This is a genomic window from Arthrobacter sp. P1_D4 (genome assembly GCF_056406115.1).
Genome location: NZ_JBFUAU010000002.1, coordinates 293,824 through 319,710 on the forward strand (window position 1 = coordinate 293,824; position 25,887 = coordinate 319,710).

Here is a 25,887-nt window from a genome sequence, read left to right on the forward strand (position 1 = left end):
CCGTGCCGTCCCGCCCCCGTGCCGTCCCGCTTAGAGCCGGTTGACGTCCGTGACGCGGACGACGGCGGTCCCGGACTCGTCCGAGGCCGCCAGGTCGACGTCGGCGGAGATGCCCCAGTCGTGGTTGCGGGCGGGGTCATCGAAGATCTGCCGCACCTTCCACACCCCGGGTTCCTCGGTGATGATCAGCAGCCCGGGACCGCGGGCATCCGGTCCGGTGCCGATGTCGTTGTGCTCATCAAAGTAGTCATCGAGGGCATCTTCCCAGCGCTCGGCGTCCCAGCCGGAGCCGGCGTCGAGCTCGCCCAGGGCGGTGGCGGCCTCATCGGCGAACAGCTCCACGCGGCGGAACATCTCGTTGCGCACCATCACCCGGAAGGCCCGGATGTTGGAGGTCAGCGACGGCGGCGGGGGCGGGGGAGCGTCATGCGGTGTGGGCGCCGCGCCGGAAGTGAGCTCTTCCCATTCGTCCAGCAGGCTGGAGTCCACCTGCCGGACCAGTTCGCCCAGCCAGGCGATGAGGTCCTCCAGGTCCTCGCGGAGGGCATCCTGCGGGACCGTCTGGCGGAGCGCCTTGAAACCGTCGGCGAGGTAGCGCAGCACGATCCCCTCCGAGCGGGCGAGGCCGTAGAACTGGACGAACTCGCCGAAGTTCATGGCGCGCTCGTACATGTCCCGGACCACGGACTTGGGCGCGAGCTCGAAGTCGCCGATCCACGGCGCGGCCTTGCGGTAGACGTCGAAGGCCTCGCCGAGGATCTCGGCGAGCGGCTGCGGGTAGGTGACCTCCTCGAGCATCGCCATCCGCTGGTCGTACTCGATGCCGTCGGCCTTCATCGCCGCGATCGCCTCGCCGCGCGCCTTCTTCTGCTGTGCCGAGAGGATCTGCCGCGGCTTCTCCAGGGTGGCCTCGATCACCGACACCACGTCCAGGGCGTACGACGGCGACTCCGGGTCCAGCAGCTCCAGCGCCGCCAGCGCGAACGGGGACAGCGGCTGGTTGAGGGCAAAGTTTGCCTGCAGATGGACCGTGAGCCGGACCGTGCGGCCGTCGGCACCCTGCTCCGCGGCCGGGATCCGCTCCACGACGCCGGCCGCGAGCAGCTCGCGGTAGATTCCCAGGGCCTTCTTCATGAGCCGCAGCTGGGCCGGACGGGTCTCGTGGTTTTCGGTGAGCAGGCGGCGGGCGGCCTGGAACGGGTCGCCGGGGCGTTCCATCAGGTTCATCAGCATCGCATGCGTCACGGTGAAACTCGAGGTCAGCGGATCGGGAACGGACTCGACCAGCCGCTTGTACGTCGGTTCGCCCCAGGACACGAAGCCTTCCGGGGGCTTCTTCTTGACCACCTGGCGCAGCTTCTTCTGGTCGTCGCCGAACTTGGCCGTGGCCTTGGCCATCGCCTTCACGTTTTCCGTCACGTGCTCCGGGGCCTGGACCACAACGGTTCCTGCGGTGTCATAGCCGGCGCGGCCGGCGCGGCCGGCGATCTGGTGGAACTCACGGGAGTTCAGCAGCCGGGTGCGGACGCCGTCGTATTTGCTCAGTGCTGTGAGCAGCACGGTGCGGATGGGCACGTTGATGCCCACCCCGAGCGTATCCGTGCCGCAGATGACCTTCAGCAGGCCGGCCTGGGCAAGCTGTTCGACCAGCCGGCGGTACTTCGGCAGCATGCCGGCGTGGTGAACGCCGATCCCGTGCCGGACCAGGCGGTTGAGGGTCTTGCCGAAGCCTGCGGCGAAGCGGAACCCGGCAATGAGCTCGGCAATCTTGTCTTTTTCCTCGCGGGTGCAGACGTTGATGCTCATCAGGTTCTGGGCCCGGTCGATCGCCTCGACCTGGCTGAAGTGGACCACGTAGACCGGGACCTGCTTGGTGGCGAGCAGCTCCTCGAGGGTCTCGTGCACCGGCGCCTGTTCGTAGTAGTAGTGCAGCGGGATGGGGCGTTCCGCGGAACTGACGGTCGTCGTCGTGCGGCCGGTCAGGTCGCTGAGGCCGTCCTCGAACCGGCTGACATCGCCGAGCGTCGCCGACATCAGCAGGAACTGCGCCTGGGGCAGTTCAAGCAGCGGCACCTGCCACGCCCAGCCGCGCTGCGGGTCCGAGTAGAAGTGGAACTCGTCCATGATCACGGCACCGAGCTGCGCCGCAGAACCTTCACGCAGGGCGATGTTGGCCAGGATCTCGGCCGTGCAGCAGATTATCGGGGCGTCCTGGTTCACGCCGGAGTCGCCGGTGATCATGCCAACGTTGTCGGCGCCGAAGATCTCACAGAGGGCGAAGAACTTTTCCGAGACGAGGGCCTTGATCGGGGCGGTGTAGTAGCTCCGCTGCCCGCGGGCCATGGCCTGGAAGTGCGCGGCGATGGCAACGAGGGATTTCCCGGACCCGGTCGGGGTGGCCAGGATGACGTTTGAGCCGGCAGCCAGCTCCATGATCGCCTCGTCCTGGGCCGTGTACAGGGCAAGGCCGCGGGTCTCGGTCCACTCGACAAACCGGGTGTAGAGCTCGTCCGGGTCCAGGCCCGTCCTGCCGGGGATACGGGCGGCCGGGGCGGGGAGCTGATCAACGAGTTTCATTGCTGTCCAGCTTAGTGCCCGTGTGGTAGCCGCGGCACCGCACGCAGTGCAGGCGCGCGCCGTGAGCCGCCCGCAGCGCAGGCGGCTTCCTTGGCTGGCCCACGGGCCGGGACTAGGCTTCGGTTAGGACAATGTGCCGGGAACTGGAGGCAGCCATGAAGTGGGATCCGGAGAAATATGTGCAGTTCGGGGACTACCGGGACAGACCATTTTTTGATCTGACCGGTCGGATTCACGCCGAAGCCCCGCGGCACGTGGTGGACCTCGGCTGCGGTCCCGGCAACCTGACCGCGACGCTCGCGGACCGCTGGCCGGGCGCGCAGGTGGTGGGTCTGGATTCGTCGCCGGAAATGCTGGCCACTTCCAAGGACCACGCAGCCGCGGCGGCCAATCTTTCCTACGAGCTGGCCGACATTGAGCACTGGCTGCCGTCCGGGGACACGGACGTCGTCGTCACCAACGCGGCCCTGCAGTGGGTGCCCGGCCACCGAAAGCTCCTGCCCCTATGGCTCGATGCCCTCAAACCGGGCGCCTGGTTCGCGCTGCAGGTGCCGGGGAACTTCAACGCCCCGTCGCACACCCTGATGCGGGAGCTGGCCGATTCCCCGGCCTGGGCGGGGCGGCTCGCCGGGGTGCTCCGCCACGACGACGTGGTGGGGGAGGCAGCGGAATATCTGGAGATCATGCTCGACGCCGGTTGTGCCGCCGACGCCTGGGAGACCACGTACCTTCAGCTGCTCCCGGGCGCCAACCCCGTTTTGGAGTGGGTCCGCGGCACCGGACTCAGGCCGGTCCTCGCGGCCCTCCCCGACGACGAGGCCAGGAAGTTCGAGGCCGAGTATTCGGCACGGCTGGACGACGCATATCCGGCAGGCCGGCACGGGACGGTCTTCCCGTTCCGCCGCACGTTCGCGGTGGCGCAGAAAACCGGGTAGGCGGCGTGTCTGCCGCATGACACGAAGCACTCCTGAATGGGGCTTACAATGACGTGGCGGTGTGGGGCGGCCGTTAGGCTGATCACCATTCCGGGCCCTGGGCTAGTAATGGAGGTTCAGTGCTTATAGGCCTGATGTCGCGGCTGTTGTCCGCGCATAAGGGGACCGTGCTGGCCATCGTCGTGCTGCAGCTCGTGCAAGCCACCGCCAACCTGCTCCTGCCCACCCTGAATGCCGCGATCATCGACGACGGCATCATCGGCGGGGACACCGGGGAGATCCTCCACCTCGGGGCCTGGATGGCCGGAATCGCTGCCGTCCAGGTGATCACGGCCGTCGCGGCCGGATATCTGGGCGCCGTGGTCGCCATGGAGATCGGCGGCCAGCTGCGCGGGGAGCTCTTCGCGAAGGTGCAGTCCTTCTCATCCCAGGAGGTGGGCCTTTTCGGTGCGCCCAGCCTCGTGACCCGGGCCACCAACGACGTCGCCCAGATCCAAAACCTCGCTGTCCTAATATTCATCATGTTGATTGCCGCGCCGGCGATCTTCATCGGCGGCATCGTGCTGGCCGTGCACCAGGACGTGGTGCTGTCCTGGATTGTGGTCGTGGTGATCCCGGTCCTGACGGTGATCATGACGGTGATCGTCCGCCGCCTGATTCCCCTGTACCGCCAGGGCCAGGGCCTCCTGGACCGGATCGGCCGGGTGCTGCGGGAGCAGATCATCGGTGCGAATGTCATCCGCGGCTTTGTCCGGCAGGACCACGAGGTCCGCCGGTTCGATGAAGCCAACAAGGACCTCACCCGGAACAATCTGCAGTCCGCTCTCCTCGTGGCGGCGATGATGCCGATGATCATGTTCGTGGTCAACATCTCGTCCGTGTTCGTGGTGTGGTTCGGCGGCCATCGCATCGACGCCGGCGAAATGCGGCTGGGGGCGCTGACGGCGTTCATCGCCTACATCCTGCAGATCCTGATTGCCATCATGATGGCGATGTACGTCTTCATGACCGCCCCCCGGGCGGCGGCCTGCGCGGAACGGATCCGCGAGGTGCTGGACACGGAACCGGCCATCGCGGATCCGGCCGTTCCCGCCGGGGCCGGCCCTGCCACCATTCCACCCGGGGGGGCCGGTGTGGCGGGCACCGCCGGTGCGGCCGCCGTCGCCGGCGCCCCCGGCCGCTCCGGCGCTGTCGAGTTCCGGAACGTGTCCTTCGCCTACCCCGGCGCCGAAGCACCCGTGCTGGACGGCGTCTCCTTCACCGCCAGGGCCGGTACCACGACGGCGATCATCGGCGCGACCGGCAGCGGCAAGACGACACTCCTGAACCTGCTGCCCCGTTTCCTCGACACGACGGCCGGAGAGATCAGCATCGGCGGGGAGAACGTGCGGGCGATGCCCCTGGACGTCCTGCGCGGCCTGATCGCAATAGTCCCGCAGCAGTCCTACCTGTTCGCGGACACGGTCGCGGGGAACCTCCGGTTCGGGGCGCCCGCCGCGAACGAGCCCGAAATATGGCAGGCGCTCGAAGCTGCCCAGGCCGCCGACTTTGTCCGCGCCCTGCCGCTCGGGCTCGACACGCCCGTAAGCCAGGGCGGCACGAACTTCTCCGGCGGCGAACGGCAGCGCCTGTGCATCGCGCGGGCCCTGCTCAAGCGGGCCCCCGCCTACCTTTTCGATGACAGTTTCTCGGCTCTGGACTACGGCACCGACGTCAGGCTCCGGGCGGCGGTCGAGCCGCTGCTGCGCTCGGCGACCGTGCTGATCGTGGCCGAGCGGGTGTCAACAATCGTGGACGCCGGGCTGATCCTCGTACTGGAGGCCGGCCGGGTCGTCGCGCAGGGCACGCACAGCGAACTCATGGAGTCCTCGCCCAGCTACCAGGAAATTGCCGCGTCCCAGCTGGTGCTGGAGGAAGCCCCGTGAGCCGCGCGCGGGCACACCGCGCCGGGACCGTTGCGGGACCCGGCGTGCCGGAGCGCATCAAATGGCACACCGCCGCCCGACTGCTGGGCCTGCTGCTGCCGCTGAAGTGGCGGATGGCCGGCGTCATCGCCGCGACCTGCGCGTTCGTGACACTCAACGTAGCGGCGCCCAAGGTGCTGGGCGACGCCACCGACGTCGTCGTCGACGGCTTCCTGGGCGGCTCCCTCGACGAGCAACAGCTGGCCGAGCGGCTGCTGGCCGTTTCGGCCATGTACGTCGGGGCGTCGCTGTTCAGCTGGATTCAGGGCAGCCTGACCGCCACCGCGGTGCAGCGCCTCAGCTACGGCCTCCGCGGCTCCGTGGAACAAAAACTCCATGTGCTGCCGTCCAGCCATTTCGAGGAACAGCGCCGCGGCGACGTGCTCAGCCGGGCCACGAACGACGTCGACAATATCTCCCAGTCGCTCAACCAGCTCCTCAACCAGCTCATCATGGCCGTCCTGATGCTCTCGGCCGCTCTCGCCATGATGCTGTGGCTCTCGCCGCTGCTGGCACTGATCGCGATCCTCTCGGTGCCTGTGTCCACGATGATCACAGTGCTCGTGGCCCGGCACTCCCAGCCGCACTTCAAGGAGCAGTGGAGCAGCACGGGGGCACTGCACGCCCAACTCGAGGAATTCTTCACCGGGCATGAAGTCGTCAAGGCCTTCGGCCGGCAGGAAGAGTCGGCGGCAAGCTTCCGGGAGCGCAACGAGAAGCTCACGCGATCGAGCACCCGCGCCCAGTATTTGTCCGGCATCGTGCAGCCGCTGCTGGTGTTTGTCGCCAACCTCAACTACATCGCGATTGCTGTTGTGGGGGCGCTGCAGGTCACCGCGGGGCTCTTGACGATCGGCGGCATCCAGGCCTTTGTCCAGTTCTCCCGTCTCTTTAGCCAGCCGGTGAGCCAGATCGGCGGCATGCTGACCCTCGTGCAGTCCTGCCTGGCCTCGGCGGAGCGGGTGTTTGAGTTGCTGGACGCCCCGGAGATCCCTGCGGACAGCGCCGTGCCGGCGGTCTCGGCCAACGGCGCCGGCAAGCTGCAAGGCGCCACGGCCGCGCGAAAGCTCCATGTCCCGCGCAAATCCTCCAACGGACGCAAAGCCCCTGCCCCGGGCACGCCCGGCGACCTGCTGGATCCCGGCGCAGTGGCGGGCCGGGTCACGTTCGAGCACGTCAGCTTCAGCTACAGCCCCGGCACCCCCGTGGTGAAGGACCTCTCCTTCACGGTGGACCCGGGACAGACCGTGGCGATCGTGGGACACACCGGTGCCGGCAAGACCACCGTGGTCAACCTCCTGATGCGCTTCTACGAACTCGACTCCGGCCGGATCCTGGTGGACTCGACGGACATCGCCACCATCCCGCGGGACGAGCTGCGGCGCGCCTTCGGAATCGTCCTGCAGGATGCCTGGCTGTTTACCGGCAGCATCCGGGAGAACATCGAATACGGCCGGCCCGGCGCCACCGAAGCCGATATCGTCGCGGCGGCCCGCGCCAGCCACGTGGACCAGTTTGTCCGGTCCCTGCCGGCCGGCTACGCCACGATGCTCGGCAACGACGGCGACTCCCTGAGCCGGGGCCAGCGCCAGCTCGTCTCGATCGCACGGGCGCAGCTCGCCGGGCGCAGCATCATGGTGCTGGATGAGGCGACGAGCTCCGTCGACAGCCGCACTGAGGTGCAGATCCGGCATGCCATGGAGCGGCTGCGGCACGGTCACACAAGCTTCGTGATCGCGCACCGTTTGTCCACGGTCCGGGACGCTGATCTAATTCTCGTCATGGACCACGGACGAATCGTTGAACACGGCACCCACCAGCAGCTTGTGGCCCGGCAGGGGCTCTACAAGGATTTGTACGAGGCCCAGTTCGCCGGCCGCGAACAGGTCCCGGCCGTCCAGGAGGCCGAACAGTGAGCCCCGCGGACGCGGCGGGGGAGCGTTTTCCCGGATCCTGGCGGACCAATCCGGCCAGCTCCGTCCCGCTCTTCGAACAGCTGCGGCTCTACGTGATCGAACGCGCCGACAGCGGCACACTCGCGCCGGGCACCAGGCTTCCGGCCGTGCGGAGCCTCGCCGGCGAACTGGGCGTCGCCCCGCACACCGTGGCGCGGGCCTACAAGGAACTCGAGGCCGCCGGCGTCGTAGTGACGAAGGGCCGCAACGGGACCGTGGTGTGTGCCCGCGATGCCGCCTGGAGTTCGCTGTCCGCCGCCGCCGCCGAGTTCGCCGCCGCCGCCAAAGCCCAGGGCGCCAGTTTCGCCGAGGCCGTGCAGCTGCTGGCCGCCGCCTACGACCGCCAATAGCACATCCGGCGCCGCCCGTGGCGCGCGGAATAGTTTTTCGAAGAAGTTTTCGATTAGCATTAGATTCGTGCCTAAAGCTGTAGCTGAAGATCCAGCCGTTGAAGTCCATTCCGTCGTCGAGCCGCTGGCAGTCCGGGATGCGGCCCCGTCCCGCCCCGTCCTGAAGCGTCCGGACATGACGCGCCTCGTCGTCAAGGGCGCCCGCGAGCACAACCTGCGCAACGTGGACCTGGACCTGCCGCGTGATGCCATGATCGTGTTCACCGGCCTGTCCGGCTCCGGAAAGTCCTCCCTCGCGTTCGACACCATCTTCGCCGAGGGCCAGCGCCGCTACGTCGAATCCCTCTCCGCCTACGCCCGGCAGTTCCTGGGCCAGGTGGACAAGCCCGACGTCGACTTCATCGAGGGCCTCTCGCCGGCGGTGTCCATCGACCAGAAGTCCACGTCCAAGAACCCGCGCTCGACCGTGGGAACCATCACCGAGATTTACGACTACATGCGCCTGCTCTGGGCCCGTGTGGGCCGGCCGCACTGCCCCGTCTGCGGGGAGCCCGTGACCAAGCAGACCCCGCAGCAGATCGTCGACCAGCTGCTCGAACTCCCGGACGGCACCCGCTTCCAGGTGCTGGCACCCGTGGTCCGCGGCCGCAAGGGCGAATTCGTGGACCTCTTCAAGGAACTCACCGCCAAGGGCTACTCGCGGGCCCGGGTGGACGGCGAGCTCGTCCACCTGAGTGATCCGCCGAAGCTGGGCAAGCAGTTCAAGCACACCATCGAAGTGGTGGTGGACCGCCTCGTCGTCAAGGAAGGCATCAGCCAGCGCCTGACCGACTCGGTCGAAACCGCCCTCGGACTGGCGGAGGGCCGCATATTGGCCGAATTCGTCGACCTCGAAGCAGACGATCCCGAGCGGATCAGGGCGTTCTCAGAACACCTGGCTTGCCCCAACGAGCACCCCCTGGCGATCGATGAGATCGAGCCCCGCTCCTTCTCATTCAACAACCCTTTCGGCGCCTGCAGCGCGTGCAGCGGCATCGGCACCAAGCTGGAGGTCGACGAGGAACTCCTCATCCCCAACCCCGAGCTCTCGCTCTCCGAGGGGGCCATTGCGCCGTGGTCCCTGGGCACCGCCACCACGGAGTACTGGAACCGGCTGCTGGCCGGCCTGGCCGAGGAACTCGGCTTCTCCATGACGACGGCGTGGGAGAAGCTCGACACCGACGTCCGGCAGACCGTCCTGCACGGCAAGGACCACAAGGTGGTGGTGCAATACCGCAACCGCTTCGGCCGTGAACGCAAGTACAGCACCGGCTTTGAGGGCGTCGTGCAGTACGTCCACCGCAAGCATGGCGAGACCGATTCCGACTATGCGCGCGACCGCTACGAGGAATACATGCGCCAGGTCCCGTGCCCGGCCTGCAACGGTGCCCGGCTGAACCCTGCGTCGCTCTCGGTGCTGATCAACGGCAAGTCAATCGCCGAGGTCGCCGCGCTGCCCATGCGGGAATGCGCCGGCTTCCTCGAAAACCTCGTCCTCACCGGCCGCGAGGCCCAGATCGCCCACCAGGTCCTCAAGGAAATCCAGGCCCGCCTGACCTTCCTCCTCGACGTCGGACTCGAGTACCTGAACCTGGAGCGGCCCTCCGGCACCCTGTCCGGCGGCGAAGCCCAGCGCATCCGTCTGGCCACCCAGATCGGCTCCGGCCTCGTGGGCGTGCTGTACGTCCTCGACGAGCCCTCGATCGGCCTGCACCAGCGGGACAACCGCCGCCTGATCGAGACACTCACCCGGCTCCGGGACCTCGGCAACACCCTGATCGTCGTGGAGCATGACGAGGACACCATCCACGAGGCCGACTGGGTGGTGGACATCGGACCGGGCGCCGGCGAGCACGGCGGCATGGTGGTCCATTCCGGGTCCTACCAGGAGCTGCTGGAAAACACGGACTCGCTCACCGGCGACTACCTCTCCGGCCGGCGGAAAATCGAGATCCCGAAGAAGCGGCGCAAATACGACAAGAAGCGCGAGCTCAAGGTGGTCGGGGCGAAGGAGAACAACCTCCTGAACATCGACGCCAGTTTCCCGCTGGGCCTCTTCACCGCCGTCACCGGCGTCAGCGGCTCGGGCAAGTCCACCCTGGTCAACGAGATCCTCTACAAGGTCCTGGCCAACAAGCTCAACGGCGCCAAGCAGGTGGCCGGCAGGCACAAGTCCGTCCAGGGCCTCGAACACCTGGACAAGGTGGTGCACGTCGACCAGAGCCCCATCGGCCGCACCCCGCGCTCGAACCCGGCCACGTACACCGGCGTGTTCGACAACATCCGAAAGCTCTTCGCCGAAACCACCGAGGCCAAGGTCCGCGGCTACCTGCCGGGCCGGTTCTCATTCAACGTCAAGGGCGGCCGCTGCGAGGCCTGCTCCGGCGACGGCACCCTGAAGATCGAGATGAACTTCCTGCCGGACGTCTACGTCCCCTGCGAGGTCTGCCACGGCGCCCGGTATAACCGCGAAACCCTGGAGGTCCACTACAAGGGCAAGACCATCGCGGACGTGCTGAACATGCCCATCGAGGAAGGGGCCGAGTTCTTCGCGGCCTTCTCGCCGATCGCACGGCACCTCAACACGCTCGTCGACGTCGGCCTTGGCTACGTCCGGCTGGGCCAGCCCGCCACCACGCTCTCCGGCGGCGAGGCCCAGCGCGTGAAGCTCGCAGCCGAGCTCCAGAAACGTTCCAACGGCCGCAGCGTCTACGTCCTGGACGAGCCCACCACGGGCCTGCACTTCGAGGACATCCGCAAGCTCCTCATGGTGCTCCAGGGCCTCGTGGAGAAGGGCAACACGGTGATCACGATCGAACACAACCTCGACGTCATCAAGAGCGCCGACTGGATCGTGGACCTTGGCCCCGACGGCGGGTCCGGTGGCGGCCGTGTGGTCGCCTCCGGCACCCCCGAGCAGGTGGCCAAGTCGAGCGAGAGCCACACGGCCGCGTTCCTCGCCGAGCTCCTCGCCTGAACACCGGCCGCCAGGGACCGTGCGGCGGGGCAGGTAAGCTTCCGCCGCGCGCGTCCCCGCCCCACAGGGTTTTCACCGGATGTATCCGCTGATGTATCGCGTGATGTATTCCCGATGTATTCCCGTAGGAGCATGCGAATTTCTGGCAACAGCACACTCGTGAGAAACTAAGCCGGTGACGCATACAACAGTGCCCGTGATCTTCGACCTTGACGGCACTCTTGTCGATCCCGCCGGGGGTATTACCGACGGTATCGCCGCGGCCCTCATCGAGCTTGGCCTGCCGGTTCCGGACAAGTCCCGGATGGACGCCATGATTGGGCCCAAGCTCAGCCATTCCCTGACGGAAATCGCCGGCGTTCCGGCCGCACAGCTGGAAGACGCCATCCGCATCTACCGGGCGCACTACGCATCCACAGGAATAGCGCAGAGCAGGCTGTACCCGGGAATCCGCGGCCTCCTCGAGGACTTCGTCGCCGCGGGGCGGCCCATCGCCGTCGCGACCCAGAAGCCGGAAGGGCTTGCCCGCACTGTCCTGGCGCACCACGGCATCGCCGGACTCTTCCACAGCATCCGGGGCTCCGCCGCCGACGAGGCCGCCAGCCCGGGAGCGGGCTCGGTGCCCGACGGCTCCGTTCCCGCAGGCTCTGTTCCCGAAGGCAAGGCCGGCATCGTCGCCGCCGCGCTCTCGGACCTCGCTGCCGCGGACCCTGCGGCCGCCGGCCGGGCCGTGATGGTGGGGGACCGGGCGCAGGACGTCGCCGGGGCCGCTGCGAACGGACTGGCCTGCATCGGCGTAGGCTGGGGGTTTGCGCCCGACGGCGAACTGCACGCGGCCGGTGCCGTCGAGATCGTGCACAACACCGAGGCGCTTCACGCGACGATCAACCGGCTCTCCGAACGCCCGGGGACCACAGCCCTGAACGAGGTGCACACCGATGGCAATGTTTGACGCAATCCGCTGGACCACGCGGGGGCTGGTAACCACCACGTGCCGTCCCACGGTCATCGGCCTGGAAAACGTGCCCAAGGACGGACCGTTCATCGTGGCACCGAACCACCTCTCGTTCCTGGACAGCGTGATCGTCCAGGCGCTCATGCCGCGGCCCGTGGCCTTCTTCGCGAAGGCTGAGTACTTCACCACCGGCGGCATCAAAGGCAAAGCCATGAAGTCCTTCTTCGAGGCTGTGGGCTCCATTCCGGTGGAACGCGGCGAGCAGGCGGCGAGCGTCCAGGCGCTGAAGACGCTGCTGGACATCCTCGACTCCGGCAAGGGCGTGGGAATCTATCCAGAAGGCACCCGCTCCCGCGACGGCATCCTGTACCGCGGCCGCACCGGCGTCGGCTGGCTGGCCCTGACCACCGGCGCGCCCGTAATCCCGGTGGGCCTGATCGGCACCGAACACCTGCAGCCCGCGGACAGCAAGTCCGTCAAACCGCAGCACTTCACCATGAAGGTCGGCGAGCCGCTGTACTTCGAGAAGACCGGACCGGACCATTCCCTGCCGGCCCGCCGCCAGGTCACGGACCGCATCATGGACGCAATCGCGGACCTGAGCGGCCAGGAACGCTCCACCAGCTACAACCAGAGCAAGTCGGCCGAATAGCGCGCCTGCTCCCGGCGCCCGCCGGGCATGCTGCGGTGCACGTGCAACGGCACCGCCGGCGGCTCAGTAGACTTGATGTGTGGCAGATCCAGTGAGTTACCGACCCCAGACGGGTGAAATTCCGACCAATCCGGGCGTGTACCGCTTCCGCGATCCGCACGGCCGGGTCATCTACGTCGGTAAGGCCAAGAACCTCCGTGCCCGGCTGAACACCTATTTCGCCAATCCCGCCGGGCTCATGCCCAAAACCTATGCGATGGTCCACACGGCCAGCAGCGTTGAATGGACCGTGGTGGGCAGCGAACTCGAGTCGCTGCAGCTGGAATACACCTGGATCAAGGAATTCACGCCCCGCTTCAACGTGATGTTCAGGGACGACAAAAGCTACCCGTACCTCGCCGTGACGATGGGGGAGAAGTACCCGCGCGTCCAGGTGCTGCGCGGCGACCGGCGCAAGGGGACCCGGTACTTCGGCCCGTATACCGCCGGCGCGATCCGGGACACCATGGACACCCTGCTGCGCGTGTTCCCGGTCCGCAGCTGCAGCGCCGGGGTGCTGAAGCGCGCCGAAGCCAGCGGCCGGCCCTGCCTGCTCGGCTACATCGACAAATGTTCCGCGCCGTGCGTCGGCCGGATCTCCGCCGCCGACCACCGCGCCCTGGCCGAGGATTTCTGCACGTTCATGGGCGGCGAAGCCAAGCCCTTCGTCAACCGGCTGGAACGGGAGATGGCCGCGGCAGTCGCCGAGCTCGACTACGAACGCGCGGCCCGGCTGCGGGACGACATCGTGGCGCTGAAGAAGGTCTTCGAACGTAACGCCGTCGTCCTGGCCGAGGGCACGGACGCCGACGTCTTCGCCCTGCACGAAGACGAGCTCGAGGCCGCCGTGCAGGTCTTCCACGTCCGGGGCGGACGGATCCGTGGCCAACGCGGCTGGGTGGTGGAAAAAGTCGAGGACTCCACCACCCCGGAACTGGTCGAACACCTGCTCCAGCAGGTCTACGGCGAGGAAGCCGGGCTCCAGGGCAGGTTGCCCCGGGAAGTGCTGGTGCCTGTCGAGCCCAGCAACGCCCCGGAGCTCGCGCAATGGCTCAGCGGCCTGCGCGGGGCCCGGGTGGACATCCGCGTGCCCCAGCGCGGAGACAAGGCCGCCCTCCTGTCCACGGTCCGTGAAAACGCCGAGCACGCCCTCAAACTTCACAAGTCCCGGCGCGCCGGCGACCTCACCATGCGCTCCCAGGCCCTGCAGGAAATCCAGGAAGCGCTCGAGCTTCCTGTGGCGCTGCTGAGGATCGAGTGCTTCGACATCTCACACGTTCAGGGCACCAACGTGGTCGGCTCCATGGTGGTGGTCGAGGACGGCCTGCCGAAAAAGTCCGACTACCGGAAGTTCGCCGTGACCGGCGCCGCGGCCACTGACGACACGGCGGCCATGCATGATGTGCTGACCCGGCGGTTCCGGCACTATCTTCAAGAAAAAGACGAGCAGGCGGCGGCCGCGGCCAAACCGGCGCACCAGGCCGCTCTGGACGCGGCAACCGCCGCGGCGGTCGCGGACTCCACGACGCCAACACCGCGGAGCAAATTCGCCTACCCGCCCAACCTCGTCGTCGTCGACGGCGGCAAACCGCAGGTCAATGCCGCCGCAAGGGCGCTGGAAGAGCTCGGCATCGAGGACGTGTATGTGGTCGGCCTGGCCAAACGGCTCGAAGAGGTGTGGCTGCCGGACAGCGATTTCCCGGTGATCCTGCCACGCGCCTCGGCCGGCCTGTATCTGCTGCAGCGGATCCGCGATGAGGCCCACCGCTTCGCCATCACCTTCCACCGGCAAAAGCGCGGCAAGGCCATGACGGCCTCCGCCCTGGACAGCGTGCCCGGGCTGGGCGAATCCAAGCGCAAGGCCCTCCTGGCGGAGTTCGGCTCCGTCAAGGGGATCAAAGCCGCGACGCAGGACGAACTCACCGGCGCCAAGGGGATTGGCCCCTCCCTCGCCGCCGCGATCGTCCGGCACTTCGCTGGCGGCGGCGTCGAGGAAGCCGCCCCGGTTCCTGCCGTCAACATGACCACCGGCGAAATCCTCGACGCTTAGCTAGTGCCGCCAAACTTAGCTAGGGTAAAGACTTGGGTACGGCACGGCAGCGGCATCACCGCGGCCGGCGCGCAAACCTGACAAACAGCAAATCGCACAGGCAGAGATGGGGCTTCACTGATGGCAGAGTCGACGGCAGGATCCGAGACGGATGCGGACGGCATGACACCCGTCAAACCCGTCGAGGCTGAACTGCTCGTGGTGACCGGAATGTCGGGAGCCGGCCGCAGCACCGCCTCGGACGCCCTTGAGGACCATGGCTGGTATGTCGTGGAAAACCTGCCGCCGCAGATGCTCGGCACGCTCGCCGAACTGGTGTCCCGGACGCCGCACTCCATGTCCAAGCTCGCCGTCGTGATGGACGTCCGGAGCAAGGAACTGTTCGTCGACATGCGCGCGGCGCTCCGCGCCCTGGAAGCCACCGGCGTGAGCTTCCGCGTGCTGTTCCTCGACGCCAACGACGACGTCCTGGTGCGCCGCTTTGAGCAGGGCCGCAGGCCCCACCCGCTCCAGGGCGGCGGCCGGATCCTGGACGGCATCGCCGCCGAGCGCGAGCTGGTCCGTGAATTGAAGGACACCGCCGACATCGTCCTGGACACGTCCTCCCTCAACGTCCATGGCCTCGCCACCGCCATCACCGAGCTCTTCAGCGAGACCGGGCCGGTGGCGCTGCGGCTGAACGTCATGAGCTTTGGCTTTAAGTACGGGCTGCCGGTGGATGCCAACTTCGTGGCCGATGCCCGCTTCATCCCCAACCCGCACTGGGTGCCGCAGCTGCGCCCGCACACCGGACTGGACAAGGACGTCAGCGACTATGTGCTGGAGGCCCAGGGCGTCAGCGACTTCGTGGAACGCTACGTCCTGGCCCTTGAACCTGTCCTGGACGGGTACCGGCGGGAGAACAAGCACTACGCCACCATCGCCGTGGGCTGCACCGGCGGCAAGCACCGCTCCGTGGCGGTCGCCGTCGAGCTCTCCCGGAGGCTGGCGCAGTATCCGCGCGTCACGGTGACCACGACGCACCGGGACCTGGGCCGCGAGTAATGGCGCTGCTGACCGGCCCGCTGCCCCTTGTCCCGCCCGCCAGCGCGGCCTTCGCCAGCCAGCAGGACAAAGGCCCGTCCGTCGTCGCGCTCGGCGGCGGCCACGGCCTCTCCGCTTCGCTGTCGGCCCTGCGCCTGCTGACCTCCGAACTCACCGCGGTCGTCACGGTCGCGGACGACGGCGGATCCTCCGGCCGGCTCCGCGAAGAGTACGGCGTCCTTCCGCCCGGTGATCTCCGGATGGCCCTGTCCGCGCTGTGCGACGACACCGACTGGGGCCGCACGTGGCGCGACGTCATGCAGCACCGCTTCGCCCCCGGCAAAGGCCGCGGCGGCTCCCTCGATGAGCACGCGATGGGCAACCTCCTGATCGTCACGCTCTGGGAGCTCCTGGGCGACACCGTCGCAGGCCTGAAGTGGGCCGGCGCCCTGCTCGGCGCGCGCGGCGAAGTCCTGCCGATGTCCAGCGTCCCGCTGACCATCGAGGGCCAGGTCCGGGTCACCGCCCCGGACGGCGCCACGGCACTGCAGACGCTCACCGGCCAGGCCAAGTGCGCGGTGGCAGGGTCCCTGGAGCACGTCCGGCTCTTGCCTGAGAACGCTCCGGCCTGCACCGAGGCACTGACGGCGATCGAGCTGGCCGACTGGGTGATCCTCGGGCCGGGCTCCTGGTACACGTCCGTGCTGCCGCACCTGTTGCTGCCCGAAATGCGCGAGGCCCTCGCCAACACGGCTGCCCGCCGGTGCCTGACCATGAACCTGGCCACAGATACCAAGGAGACGGCCGGCATGTCCGCCGCCGACCACCTCCGGGTGCTGCGCGAATATGCGCCGGAGTTCACGATCGACGTCATCCTGGCCGACCCGGCGTCGGTGCAGAACCTGCCCGACTTCGAGGCGGCGGCAGGAATGCTCGGTGCCGAGGTGGTCTTGGGTAAAGTGGGGGCGTCTGGTCGCCGTCCGGTCCACGATCCGTTGCGGCTGGCGACGGCGTATCACGATATTTTCGGGAATAGTTAGGAAAGGTGCCATGGCACTGACAGCATCAGTCAAGGAAGAACTTTCCCGTCTGGATATCAAGAAGTCCTCAGTCCGCAAGGCCGAGGTATCGGCGATGCTCCGCTTCGCCGGCGGGCTGCACATCATCTCGGGCCGGATTGTGATCGAGGCCGAAGTCGACCTCGCATCGACCGCCCGGCGGCTGCGCGCCGCCATCGCCGAGGTGTACGGCCACCAGAGCGAGATCATCGTCGTCTCCGGCGGCGGCCTGCGCCGCGGCAGCCGCTACGTGGTGCGGGTGGTGCGCGACGGTGAGGCCCTCGCCCGCCAGACCGGACTCCTGGACGCGCGGGGGCGGCCCGTGCGCGGCCTTCCGTCGGTAGTGGTGAACGGCTCCGCCGCGGACGCCGAAGCTGTCTGGCGCGGTGCGTTCCTGGTCCACGGCTCGCTCACCGAGCCCGGCCGCTCCTCGGCCATGGAAGTCACCTGCCCCGGCCCCGAATCGGCCCTGGCCCTCGTCGGCGCCGCCCGCCGCCTGGGTATTCAGGCCAAGGCCCGCGAGGTCAGGGGAGTGGACCGCGTGGTGATCCGCGACGGCGACACGATCGCCGCGCTGCTGACGCGCATGGGTGCCCACGACGCGCTGATGGTCTGGGAAGAACGCCGCATGCGCAAGGAAGTCCGCGCCACGGCCAACCGGCTCGCCAACTTCGATGACGCGAACCTGCGCCGTTCCGCGCAGGCCGCCGTGGCCGCCGGTGCCCGGGTGGACCGCGCCCTGGAAATCCTGGGCGACGACGTCCCGGACCACCTGAAGTATGCCGGTGAGCTCCGGGTCGCGCACAAACAGGCCAGCCTGGACGAGCTGGGCCGGCTCGCCGACCCCGTCATGACCAAGGACGCCATCGCCGGCCGGATCCGCCGGCTGCTGGCCATGGCGGACAAACGGGCCCAGGACCTCGGCATCCCGGGCACGGAAGCCAATGTGACGCCGGAAATGCTCGACGACTAGCCCGCCCCTAGAATCAACAGCAGGAATATCCCGGGGAATGAAATATCCGGGAGCCGCGGCTGGTTGTCGCGGTTGGACCCACCGCAATTTTCCGGATGCCCCGCATCCGGATGCACGATCGAAAGAGTTACCGAACCGGACAACCCGTCCACGACATTGGAGGAATTTGTGACCGAGTACGTACTGCCCGAGCTCGACTATGACTACGCAGCGCTGGAACCGCACATCTCCGCGAGGATCATGGAGCTGCACCACAGCAAGCACCACGCCGCCTATGTGGCCGGCGCCAACAACGCTCTGGCCCAGCTGGCCGAGGCGCGCGAAAAGGGCGACTTCGCCAACATCAACCGCCTCTCCAAGGACCTCGCGTTCCACACCGGCGGGCACATCAACCACTCCGTCTTCTGGAAGAACCTCTCACCGGACGGTGGCGACAAGCCCGAGGGCGAGCTCGCGGCGGCCATTGACGACGCCTTCGGCTCGTTCGACGCGTTCCGTGCGCAGTTCAGCGCCGCGGCATTGGGCCTGCAGGGCTCCGGCTGGGGCTTCCTGGCCTACGAGCCCATCGGCGGCAACCTGGTCATCGAGCAGCTCTACGATCAGCAGGGCAACGTCGCACTCGGCACCACCCCGCTGCTGATGCTGGACATGTGGGAGCACGCCTTCTACCTGGACTACGTCAACGTCAAGGCTGACTACGTCAAGGCCTTCTGGAACATCGTGAACTGGGCCGACGTCGCCAAGCGCTTCGACGCCGCGCGCAAGAACGCGACGGGTCTCATCACCCTCTAGGCAGGTCCCTATACCCTGCACAGGGTGACGGAATCGACTTGTGTTTGTAACAAACCTCACATTACGGGCCCTTCGGCCCGAAATGTGGACGGACTGCCCCTGCACTTGCGGGGGCAGTCCCGGTTAAACGTAAGATGGATCACGGAAGGCGGTTAGCCTTCAGCAATGTGGCTGGTCGCCCTCCGATCTGGTAATTATCTCTGCCCAATGGCGTGCGGGATCTGTTAGTTGGCTTGAACGCCTTCTCAACTAGTCGTGCTCGCAAGAGCACCAAGGAGACTGAAAACGTGACGACCCGTATTGGCATCAACGGCTTTGGCCGTATCGGCCGCAACTACTTCCGCGCCGCCCTCGCACAGGGCGCAGACCTTGAGATCGTTGCGGTCAACGACCTCACCAGCCCGGAAGCCCTCGCTCACCTCTTCAAGTACGACTCCGTGGGCGGCCGCCTGGCCGAAACCATCGAGGTCAAGGACGGCAACATCGTCGTCGACGGCAACATCATCAAGGTCCTCGCCGAACGTGACCCCGCGAAGCTGCCCTGGGGCGAGCTCGGCGTCGACATCGTCATCGAGTCCACCGGCTTCTTCACGAAGGCCGCCGATGCGCAGAAGCACATCGACGCCGGCGCCAAGAAGGTCCTGATCTCCGCCCCCGCGTCGGATGAGGACATCACGATCGTGATGGGCGTCAATGACGGCTTGTACGACAACGCCACGCACCACATCATCTCCAACGCCTCCTGCACCACCAACTGCCTCGGCCCGCTGGCCAAGGTCATCAATGACGCCTTCGGCATCGAGCGTGGCCTGATGACCACCATCCACGCCTACACCGCCGACCAGAACCTGCAGGACGGCCCGCACAAGGACCTCCGCCGCGCCCGCGCCGCCGCCATCAACATGGTGCCCACCTCCACCGGTGCCGCCAAGGCAATCGGCCTGGTCCTGCCGGAGCTCAAGGGCAAGCTCGACGGCTACGCCATCCGCGTGCCCGTTCCCACCGGCTCCGCCACGGACCTGACCGTCACGGTTTCCCGCGAGACCACGGTCGCCGAAGTCAACGCCGCCCTCAAGGCAGCATCGGAGACCGAGGAGCTCAGGGGCCTGCTGACCTACACCGACGAGCCGATCGTCTCCTCCGACATCGTCGGCGACCCGGCATCGTCCATCTTCGATTCCGGCCTGACCAAGGTGATCGGCGACCAGGTCAAGGTTGTGTCCTGGTATGACAACGAGTGGGGTTACTCCAACCGCCTCGTGGACCTCACGGAGCTTGTAGCGTCCAAGCTGGGCTAGGGTAAGACTCATGACATTTCACACCCTCAACGAACTGATCGCTGATGGTGTCCGCGGGCGGTACGTTCTGGTCAGAAGTGACCTGAACGTGCCGCTCGACGGCTCTACAGTGACTGACGACGGCCGCATCAAGGCCTCCCTGCCAGTGCTGGCGAAGCTCACGGACGCCGGTGCCCGCGTGCTGGTCACAGCACACCTCGGCCGCCCCAAGGGCGCCCCGGAGGAGAAGTACTCCCTCAAGCCCGCAGCCGCACGGCTGGCAGAGCTTGCCGGGTTCAAGGTCTCACTTGCCGCCGACACCGTCGGCGAGTCGGCCAAGGAGCTCTCCGCGGCGCTGCAGGACGGCGAAGTGCTGGTTCTGGAAAACGTGCGCTTCGACGCGCGGGAGACCTCCAAGGACGACGCCGAGCGCGGCGCCTTCGCGGACGAGCTGGTCGCCCTCACCGGCGACAACGGCGCCTTCGTCGATGATGCCTTCGGTGCGGTGCACCGCAAGCACGCCAGCGTGTACGACGTCGCAACGCGGCTGCCGTCCTACCAGGGCGACCTTGTCCGCACGGAGGTCGAGGTGTTGCGCAAGCTCACCACGGACACCCAGCGGCCCTACGTCGTTGTCCTCGGCGGTTCCAAGGTCTCCGACAAGCTCGCTGTGATCGACAACCTCCTGGGCAAGGCGGACACGATCCTGGTGGGCGGCGGCATGCTGTTCACCTTCCTCGCCGCCGCGGGTCACAAGGTCGCGGGCAGCCTGCTCGAAGAGGACCAGATCCCGGTCGTCCAGGACTACCTGAAGCGCGCCGCCGACGCCGGTACCGAGTTCGTCGTGCCCACCGATGTTGTGGTGGCGGGCAAGTTCGCCGCCGACGCCGAGCACGAGACCGTTGCGGCCGACGCCATCGAGTCGGGCAGCTTCGGAGCCCAGGGCATCGGGCTGGACATCGGGCCGGTCTCGGCAGCGGCGTTCGCGGAACGGATCAAGGGCGCCCGGACGGTGTTCTGGAACGGGCCCATGGGCGTGTTCGAATTCGCGGCCTTCGCCGGCGGTACCCGGGCCATCGCCCAGGCCCTGACCGAGACGGACGCGTTCACCGTGGTTGGCGGCGGCGACTCGGCGGCAGCGGTCCGGACACTCGGCTTCGCCGATGAGGCGTTCGGCCACATTTCCACCGGCGGCGGCGCAAGTCTGGAGTACCTTGAAGGCAAGGAACTCCCCGGCCTGAGCGTCCTGGACCGTTAGAAGCACTGACCGCTAAAAGCACCGGCATTTGAGCCGGCAGGGCGCCCTCCGCAGGGAACCGGGCGCCCTGCCGGCTGCTCCCACACACCAAGAACTCCTGGAGATCACGTGACCACGTCAACCAACGGTAAATTCGACCGCAAGCCCTTCATCGCCGGCAACTGGAAGATGAACATGGACCACGTCCAGGGCATCACCCTCCTGCAGAAGCTCGCGTGGACCCTGTCCGACGCCAAGCACGACTACAGCCGGGTGGAGGTCGCCGTCTTCCCGCCGTTCACGGATCTCCGCGGCGTCCAGACCCTGGTCCAGGGCGACGAACTCGCCGTCGTCTATGGTGGCCAGGACCTTTCCCAGTTCGACTCCGGCGCCTACACGGGCGACATTTCCGGCCAGTTCCTCGCCAAGCTTGCCTGCAGCTACGTCCTGGTCGGCCACAGCGAACGCCGCACCATCCACAACGAGTCCGACGCCGTGCTCAACGCCAAGACCAAAGCCGCCTTCCGGCACGGCATCACCCCGGTCCTCTGCGTCGGTGAAGGCCTGGAGATCCGGCAGGCCGGCACCCACGTGGACCACACCCTCGCCCAGCTGCGCGCCTGCGTCGAAGGCCTCACCCCGGAGCAGGCCGCCGAACTCGTAGTTGCCTACGAGCCCGTGTGGGCCATCGGCACCGGCGAGGTCGCGGGCCCGGAGGACGCGCAGGAAATGTGCGCCGCCATCCGTGCCGAACTGTCCACCCTCTTCGGAGCAGACGTCGCCGCCAAGACCCGCCTGCTGTACGGCGGCTCGGTCAAGGCCAACAACGCGGCCTCGATCCTGAAGGAGCGCGACGTCGACGGCTTGCTGGTCGGCGGTGCCAGCCTGTACGCTGCCGAGTTTGCTAATATTGTCAGGTTCGAGAGTCACCTGTTGACGGATTAGTCCGGACACAGCCTGACCCCCGCAATCCAATCCTTCTGAAAGGCCGTCGTGGACGTTCTTCATGTCATTCTGCAGGTCCTCCTGGGCATCACCAGCCTCCTGCTGACGTTGCTCATCCTGCTCCATAAGGGACGCGGAGGCGGCCTGTCCGACATGTTCGGCGGCGGCATGAGCTCGGGCCTGAGCTCCTCCGGCGTCGCGGAACGGAACCTCAACCGGTTCACGGTCATCCTGGGAATCACCTGGGGCGTGGTGATCATCGCCCTCGGGCTGCTCATGCGGTTCAGCACAGGCGCCGATTCCTAGGACGCCCGTTTCGAAAACTTCATATGGGGTCCTTATGGCCCTCCCGGCATCGGGAACTCACGAACTACACTGTGGCTGTCGTCTTGCACTTCCACCAGCTACGTAGCCAGGAGTTCCCGATGCTGCATTCTGCTTCCGGATTCAAAGGAATCCGTGTGGGCGCCACCGAGGGGGCCACTCCCCGCCATGAACCACTGAACGGGGCCGGCGTACGCCAGCCCCGTATTCGTGTAGCTTTCCGGTGCGCCAAGGGCCATGAAACCTCGCTCGTGTTCGCACAGCTGCCGGAGGAACAGATCCCCGGAGTTTGGGACTGCCGGCGCTGCGGCGGCACCGCAACCCGCGACGAATCAAAGTTTGCCCTGGAGGAAACGCCAACAGAGGGCTTCAAGACGCATCTGGAATACGTTAAAGAACGGCGCTCCAGCCAGGACGCCGAAGACGTGCTGGCTGGAGCGCTGGAACGTCTACGCTCCGGACGGACCCTTCCGGACGAGCTGCTCCGGGACCCGTGAGGCCGCGTCCTCGTCAATCAGCCACAGCGTTTCCCGGCGGCCGCGCGGCCCCGCGGCGGGCACCTGCACGGGATTGGCGCCGGCCAGGGCGAGCCCTACGGCGCCGGCCTTGTCGTCACCGGCCACCACCATCCACACCTCGGATGCCGTGTTGATCGCCGGCAACGTCAGCGACACCCGCGCCGGCGGCGGCTTGGGGGAGTTGCGGACGCCCACGACGGTCAATTCCTTCTCCCGGATACCGGCCTGCTCCGGGAAGAGCGAGGCGACGTGCGCGTCCGGCCCCACACCGAGGAGGACGATGTCCAGGCGGGGGAGCCGCGCAGGCTGTTCCGGCCTGTCGTCGGACATGTCAGCGGCGTGCTCGGCGGCCGCCGCCTCGGCGAGCCGGCGGGCATAGTCGGCCGCGGCGTCGTCCGGGCTGTCGAAGTCATCGGTGGAACCGGGCACATGGACGCGCGCCGGATCAACATCGATGTGGGACAGGAGGGCGTCCTGGGCCTGGCGGGCGTTGCGCTCGGCGTCGCCGGCCGCCATGAAGCGCTCGTCACCCCACCAGAAGTTCACCTTGGACCAGTCAACGGCCCGCGCCGCGGGCGATTCGGCCACTGCCTTGAGCGAGCCGATGCCCATCGTTCCCCCGGTAAGCACCACCGTGGCCTCGCCGTGCCGGTCCTGGATATCCACCAGCTTGGTAATCAGGCGGGCTGCGATCGCCGCCATCAGAACGGTCGAGTCAGGATGGATGCTTACTCTCGGGTCAGCGCTCACTGGGACGGACACTCCTTAGATTGGTACGCGGCAGTCCCATAGTAATCACTTCACCGAAGACTTCGTCCGGGTCGAGGCGTCGGAGTTCTTCGGCCAGGCAGTCCTTGAGGCTGCGGCGGGGCAGTGAGATCCGCTGGGCGGGCTGGCCGGGCTGGGTCAGTTCGGCTATGGTGAGCCCGGGCCGGAAGAGCTGGATGTCGCCGCCGGGCCGGGTCAGCCGGACGCGCCGGATGCCGGTTCCGGCCGGATCCGCCACGATCGTCACGGGCACGTCCAGGGCCAGGGTGAGCCAGGCTGCGAGAAGCACGGTGCTGGGGGAGTCCGAGGCGCCCTCGACGGCCACGGCCGTGACCGGCGAGTCGTCCACCTGGTCCAGGACCGCGGCCAGCTGGATGCGCCAGTTGGTCAGCCGGGTCCAAGCCAGGTCCGTGTCGCCGGCCTTGTACGTGCGGCGGATGTTCTCCAGCGCCGCGACCGGGTCCGCTTCGTTGGCCGAGTCGGTGATCCGGCGGTGCGCGATGCCCCCGACCGAGGTCTGGCACGCGTTCCTGGGCGCGCCGTGCGGCCACCAGGCCACGATCGGGGCGTCCGGGAGCAGCAGGGCCGCGACGAGGGATTCGCTTTCCTCTGCCAGTTCGCCGTAGCCGCGCAGCAGGATCACCTCGGAGGCGCCGGCGTCGCCGCCGACGCGGATCTGGGCGTCCAGCCGGGTCGGGGCCGAGGCCCCGGCGTCGGCGAGGACGATGATCCGGCACGGGTGTTCCCGGCTGGCCTCGTTGGCGGCCTCGATGGCCTCCTCTTCCAGCCCGGAGCGGGTGACGACCACGAGGGTCAGGACGCGGCCCAGGGCGATCACGCCGCCCTGCTCGCGCAGGGCCATGATCTTCTTGGAAATCTTGGAGGTGGTGGTGTCGGGAAGATCTACGATCATGGCCTTCTCCAGGTTCGTCCGTCGCGGGCAAGGAGCTCATCGGCCGAGGCAGGGCCCCAGCTTCCGGGAGCGTAGGGCTGGGGCTGTTCGTCCAGGCCGGCCCAGTATTCCTCGAAGGGATCCAGGATCTTCCAGGACAGCTCAACTTCCTGGTGCCGGGGGAACAGCGGCGGCTCGCCCAGGAGCACATCCAGGATCAGGCGTTCATAGGCTTCGGGGCTGGACTCGGTGAAGGAGTGGCCGTAGCCGAAGTCCATGGTGACGTCGCGGACCTCCATCTGGGTGCCCGGGACCTTGGAACCGAACCGGATCGTGGCGCCCTCGTCAGGCTGGACCCGGATCACCACGGCGTTCTGGCCGAAGTCGTCCTCGCCGTGGTCAGTGAAGAGCAGGTTTGGTGCGCGCTTGAACACGACGGCGATCTCCGTCACCCGGCGCCCCAGCCGCTTGCCGGCGCGCAGGTAGAACGGCGCGCCGGACCAGCGGCGGGTGTTGATGTCCACCCGGATCGCGGCGAACGTCTCGGTCTTGGAATCGGCCGGGATGCCCTCCTCCTCCAGGTACCCGAGGACTTCCTCGCCGCCCTGCCAGCCGCCGGTGAACTGCCCGCGGGCGGAGTGGGAGGAGAGGTCCTCGGGGAGCCGGACGGCGGCGAGGACCTTTTCCTTCTCGGCACGCAGGTCGTCCGCGTTGAAGGAGATCGGTTCTTCCATCGCCGTCAGGGCCAGCAGCTGCAGCAGGTGGTTCTGGATGACGTCGCGGGCCGCGCCCACGCCGTCGTAGTAGCCTGCCCGGCCTCCGGTCCCGATGTCCTCGGCCATGGTGATCTGGACGTGGTCCACATAGTTGGCGTTCCAGAGCGGCTCGAAGAGCTGGTTGGCGAAGCGCAGTGCCAGGATGTTCTGCACCGTCTCCTTGCCCAGGTAGTGGTCGATCCGGAACACCGCGTCCGGCGGGAACACCGACTCGACGATGTCGTTGAGCTGCCGGGCCGACTCGAGGTCGTGTCCGAACGGCTTTTCGATCACCACGCGGCGCCAGTTGTCGCCCGCGGCCTGGGCCAGGCCGTGCTTGGAGAGCTGACGGCAGACCTGCTCGAAGGCCTTCGGCGGGATCGAGAGGTAGAACGCGTGGTTTCCCCGCGTCCCGCGCTGTTCGTCGAGCTCATCGATCGTGTCGGAGAGCCGCTTGAATGCCTCGTCGTCGTCGAACTCGCCCTGCACGAAGCGGATGCCCTCGGAGAGCTGCTTCCAGACCGTTTCGTCGAACGGGGTGCGGGCGTACGCCTTGACGGACTCCTTGACCTCCGCGGCGAAGTCCTCGTTCTCCCACTCGCGGCGGGCAAAGCCCACCAGCGCGAAGCTCGGCGGCAACAGCCCGCGGTTGGCAAGGTCATACACGGCGGGCATGAGCTTCTTGCGGGCGAGGTCCCCGGTCACCCCGAACAGGACCAGCGACGCCGGTCCGGCAATACGGTTCAGACGGCGGTCACGGGGGTCCCGGAGCGGATTGCGCCCCCGGCCGGCCGTGTTCCTGCCGCCGATGTAGGTTTCTGGCATGGTTGCG

21 protein-coding genes are annotated in these 25,887 nt (G+C 67.5%); 17 read left to right on the top strand and 4 right to left on the bottom strand.

What is annotated here, in order from left to right; genetic code table 11:
- Nucleotides 1–30: 30 nt before the first annotated feature.
- Nucleotides 31–2,577, bottom strand: coding sequence for a DEAD/DEAH box helicase (locus AC1D0A_RS02280; RefSeq protein ID WP_476945103.1), 2,547 nt, complete (start codon nt 2,575–2,577; stop codon nt 31–33).
- 155 nt (nt 2,578–2,732) lie between these two features.
- Between AC1D0A_RS02280 and AC1D0A_RS02285 the strand changes: the two genes are divergently transcribed.
- From AC1D0A_RS02285 to AC1D0A_RS02365, 17 genes are all read left to right on the top strand, one after another.
- Complete coding sequence (locus tag AC1D0A_RS02285) at nt 2,733–3,512, top strand: trans-aconitate 2-methyltransferase (protein ID WP_459384816.1); 780 nt, start codon at nt 2,733–2,735, stop codon at nt 3,510–3,512.
- Between the two features lie 134 nt (nt 3,513–3,646).
- Complete coding sequence (locus tag AC1D0A_RS02290; protein WP_476945247.1) at nt 3,647–5,437, top strand: ABC transporter ATP-binding protein; 1,791 nt, start codon at nt 3,647–3,649, stop codon at nt 5,435–5,437.
- Between the two features lie 113 nt (nt 5,438–5,550).
- Nucleotides 5,551–7,392 (top strand): ABC transporter ATP-binding protein, encoded by a 1,842-nt coding sequence (locus tag AC1D0A_RS02295; protein ID WP_459385994.1) that lies wholly within the window; start codon nt 5,551–5,553, stop codon nt 7,390–7,392.
- Nucleotides 7,389–7,781 (top strand): GntR family transcriptional regulator, encoded by a 393-nt coding sequence (locus tag AC1D0A_RS02300; protein WP_476945104.1) that lies wholly within the window; start codon nt 7,389–7,391, stop codon nt 7,779–7,781. The genes AC1D0A_RS02295 and AC1D0A_RS02300 overlap by 4 nt, the downstream gene beginning before the upstream one ends.
- A 67-nt stretch (nt 7,782–7,848) precedes the next feature.
- Nucleotides 7,849–10,797, top strand: coding sequence for an excinuclease ABC subunit UvrA (gene uvrA / locus AC1D0A_RS02305; RefSeq protein WP_028276836.1), 2,949 nt, complete (start codon nt 7,849–7,851; stop codon nt 10,795–10,797).
- A gap of 175 nt (nt 10,798–10,972) precedes the next feature.
- On the top strand, nt 10,973–11,749 hold the full coding sequence (locus AC1D0A_RS02310) for an HAD hydrolase-like protein (RefSeq protein ID WP_476945105.1): 777 nt from the start codon (nt 10,973–10,975) through the stop codon (nt 11,747–11,749).
- Nucleotides 11,736–12,404, top strand: a complete 669-nt coding sequence (locus tag AC1D0A_RS02315; protein ID WP_026266350.1) for a lysophospholipid acyltransferase family protein — start codon at nt 11,736–11,738, stop codon at nt 12,402–12,404. The genes AC1D0A_RS02310 and AC1D0A_RS02315 overlap by 14 nt, the downstream gene beginning before the upstream one ends.
- A gap of 79 nt (nt 12,405–12,483) precedes the next feature.
- Nucleotides 12,484–14,493 (top strand): excinuclease ABC subunit UvrC, encoded by a 2,010-nt coding sequence (gene uvrC, locus AC1D0A_RS02320; RefSeq protein WP_476945106.1) that lies wholly within the window; start codon nt 12,484–12,486, stop codon nt 14,491–14,493.
- A gap of 120 nt (nt 14,494–14,613) precedes the next feature.
- Nucleotides 14,614–15,537: an RNase adapter RapZ gene (rapZ, locus tag AC1D0A_RS02325; protein WP_018773001.1), complete on the top strand. Its 924-nt coding sequence runs from the start codon at nt 14,614–14,616 to the stop codon at nt 15,535–15,537.
- The gene (locus AC1D0A_RS02330) at nt 15,537–16,556 is read left to right on the top strand and encodes a gluconeogenesis factor YvcK family protein (protein ID WP_028276839.1); all 1,020 of its coding nucleotides are present in this window, start codon (nt 15,537–15,539) and stop codon (nt 16,554–16,556) included. Before rapZ ends, AC1D0A_RS02330 begins: the two co-directional genes overlap by 1 nt.
- 10 nt (nt 16,557–16,566) lie before the next feature.
- Nucleotides 16,567–17,547: a DNA-binding protein WhiA gene (whiA, locus tag AC1D0A_RS02335; protein ID WP_018772999.1), complete on the top strand. Its 981-nt coding sequence runs from the start codon at nt 16,567–16,569 to the stop codon at nt 17,545–17,547.
- A gap of 168 nt (nt 17,548–17,715) precedes the next feature.
- A complete protein-coding gene (locus tag AC1D0A_RS02340; RefSeq protein ID WP_243177729.1) occupies nt 17,716–18,339 on the top strand; it encodes a superoxide dismutase in 624 nt (207 codons plus the stop codon).
- Between the two features lie 287 nt (nt 18,340–18,626).
- On the top strand, nt 18,627–19,637 hold the full coding sequence (gap, locus tag AC1D0A_RS02345; protein ID WP_028276841.1) for a type I glyceraldehyde-3-phosphate dehydrogenase: 1,011 nt from the start codon (nt 18,627–18,629) through the stop codon (nt 19,635–19,637).
- A gap of 10 nt (nt 19,638–19,647) precedes the next feature.
- Complete coding sequence (locus tag AC1D0A_RS02350; RefSeq protein WP_243177727.1) at nt 19,648–20,874, top strand: phosphoglycerate kinase; 1,227 nt, start codon at nt 19,648–19,650, stop codon at nt 20,872–20,874.
- 108 nt (nt 20,875–20,982) lie between these two features.
- Nucleotides 20,983–21,798 carry a triose-phosphate isomerase gene (gene tpiA, locus AC1D0A_RS02355; RefSeq protein WP_476945107.1) on the top strand — a complete coding sequence of 272 codons (816 nt, stop codon included), beginning with the start codon at nt 20,983–20,985 and terminating at the stop codon, nt 21,796–21,798.
- Between the two features lie 48 nt (nt 21,799–21,846).
- Nucleotides 21,847–22,104 carry a preprotein translocase subunit SecG gene (gene secG, locus AC1D0A_RS02360; RefSeq protein ID WP_018772994.1) on the top strand — a complete coding sequence of 86 codons (258 nt, stop codon included), beginning with the start codon at nt 21,847–21,849 and terminating at the stop codon, nt 22,102–22,104.
- Nucleotides 22,105–22,259: 155 nt separating this feature from the next.
- On the top strand, nt 22,260–22,619 hold the full coding sequence (locus AC1D0A_RS02365; protein WP_343213057.1) for an RNA polymerase-binding protein RbpA: 360 nt from the start codon (nt 22,260–22,262) through the stop codon (nt 22,617–22,619).
- On the opposite strand, the gene pgl is transcribed toward AC1D0A_RS02365, so the two are convergent.
- Genes pgl through zwf form a run of 3 tightly spaced genes read right to left on the bottom strand, consistent with a single transcriptional unit; the run spans nt 22,572 to nt 25,880 of the window.
- Nucleotides 22,572–23,390 (bottom strand): 6-phosphogluconolactonase, encoded by an 819-nt coding sequence (gene pgl / locus AC1D0A_RS02370; RefSeq protein ID WP_476945108.1) that lies wholly within the window; start codon nt 23,388–23,390, stop codon nt 22,572–22,574. The two genes, AC1D0A_RS02365 and pgl, sit on opposite strands and share 48 nt — an antisense overlap.
- Entirely contained in the window at nt 23,380–24,321 is a 942-nt protein-coding gene (locus AC1D0A_RS02375) for a glucose-6-phosphate dehydrogenase assembly protein OpcA (protein ID WP_028275501.1), read from the bottom strand. The genes pgl and AC1D0A_RS02375 overlap by 11 nt, the downstream gene beginning before the upstream one ends.
- Complete coding sequence (gene zwf, locus AC1D0A_RS02380) at nt 24,318–25,880, bottom strand: glucose-6-phosphate dehydrogenase (RefSeq protein ID WP_028275502.1); 1,563 nt, start codon at nt 25,878–25,880, stop codon at nt 24,318–24,320. Before zwf ends, AC1D0A_RS02375 begins: the two co-directional genes overlap by 4 nt.
- Nucleotides 25,881–25,887: the final 7 nt, after the last annotated feature.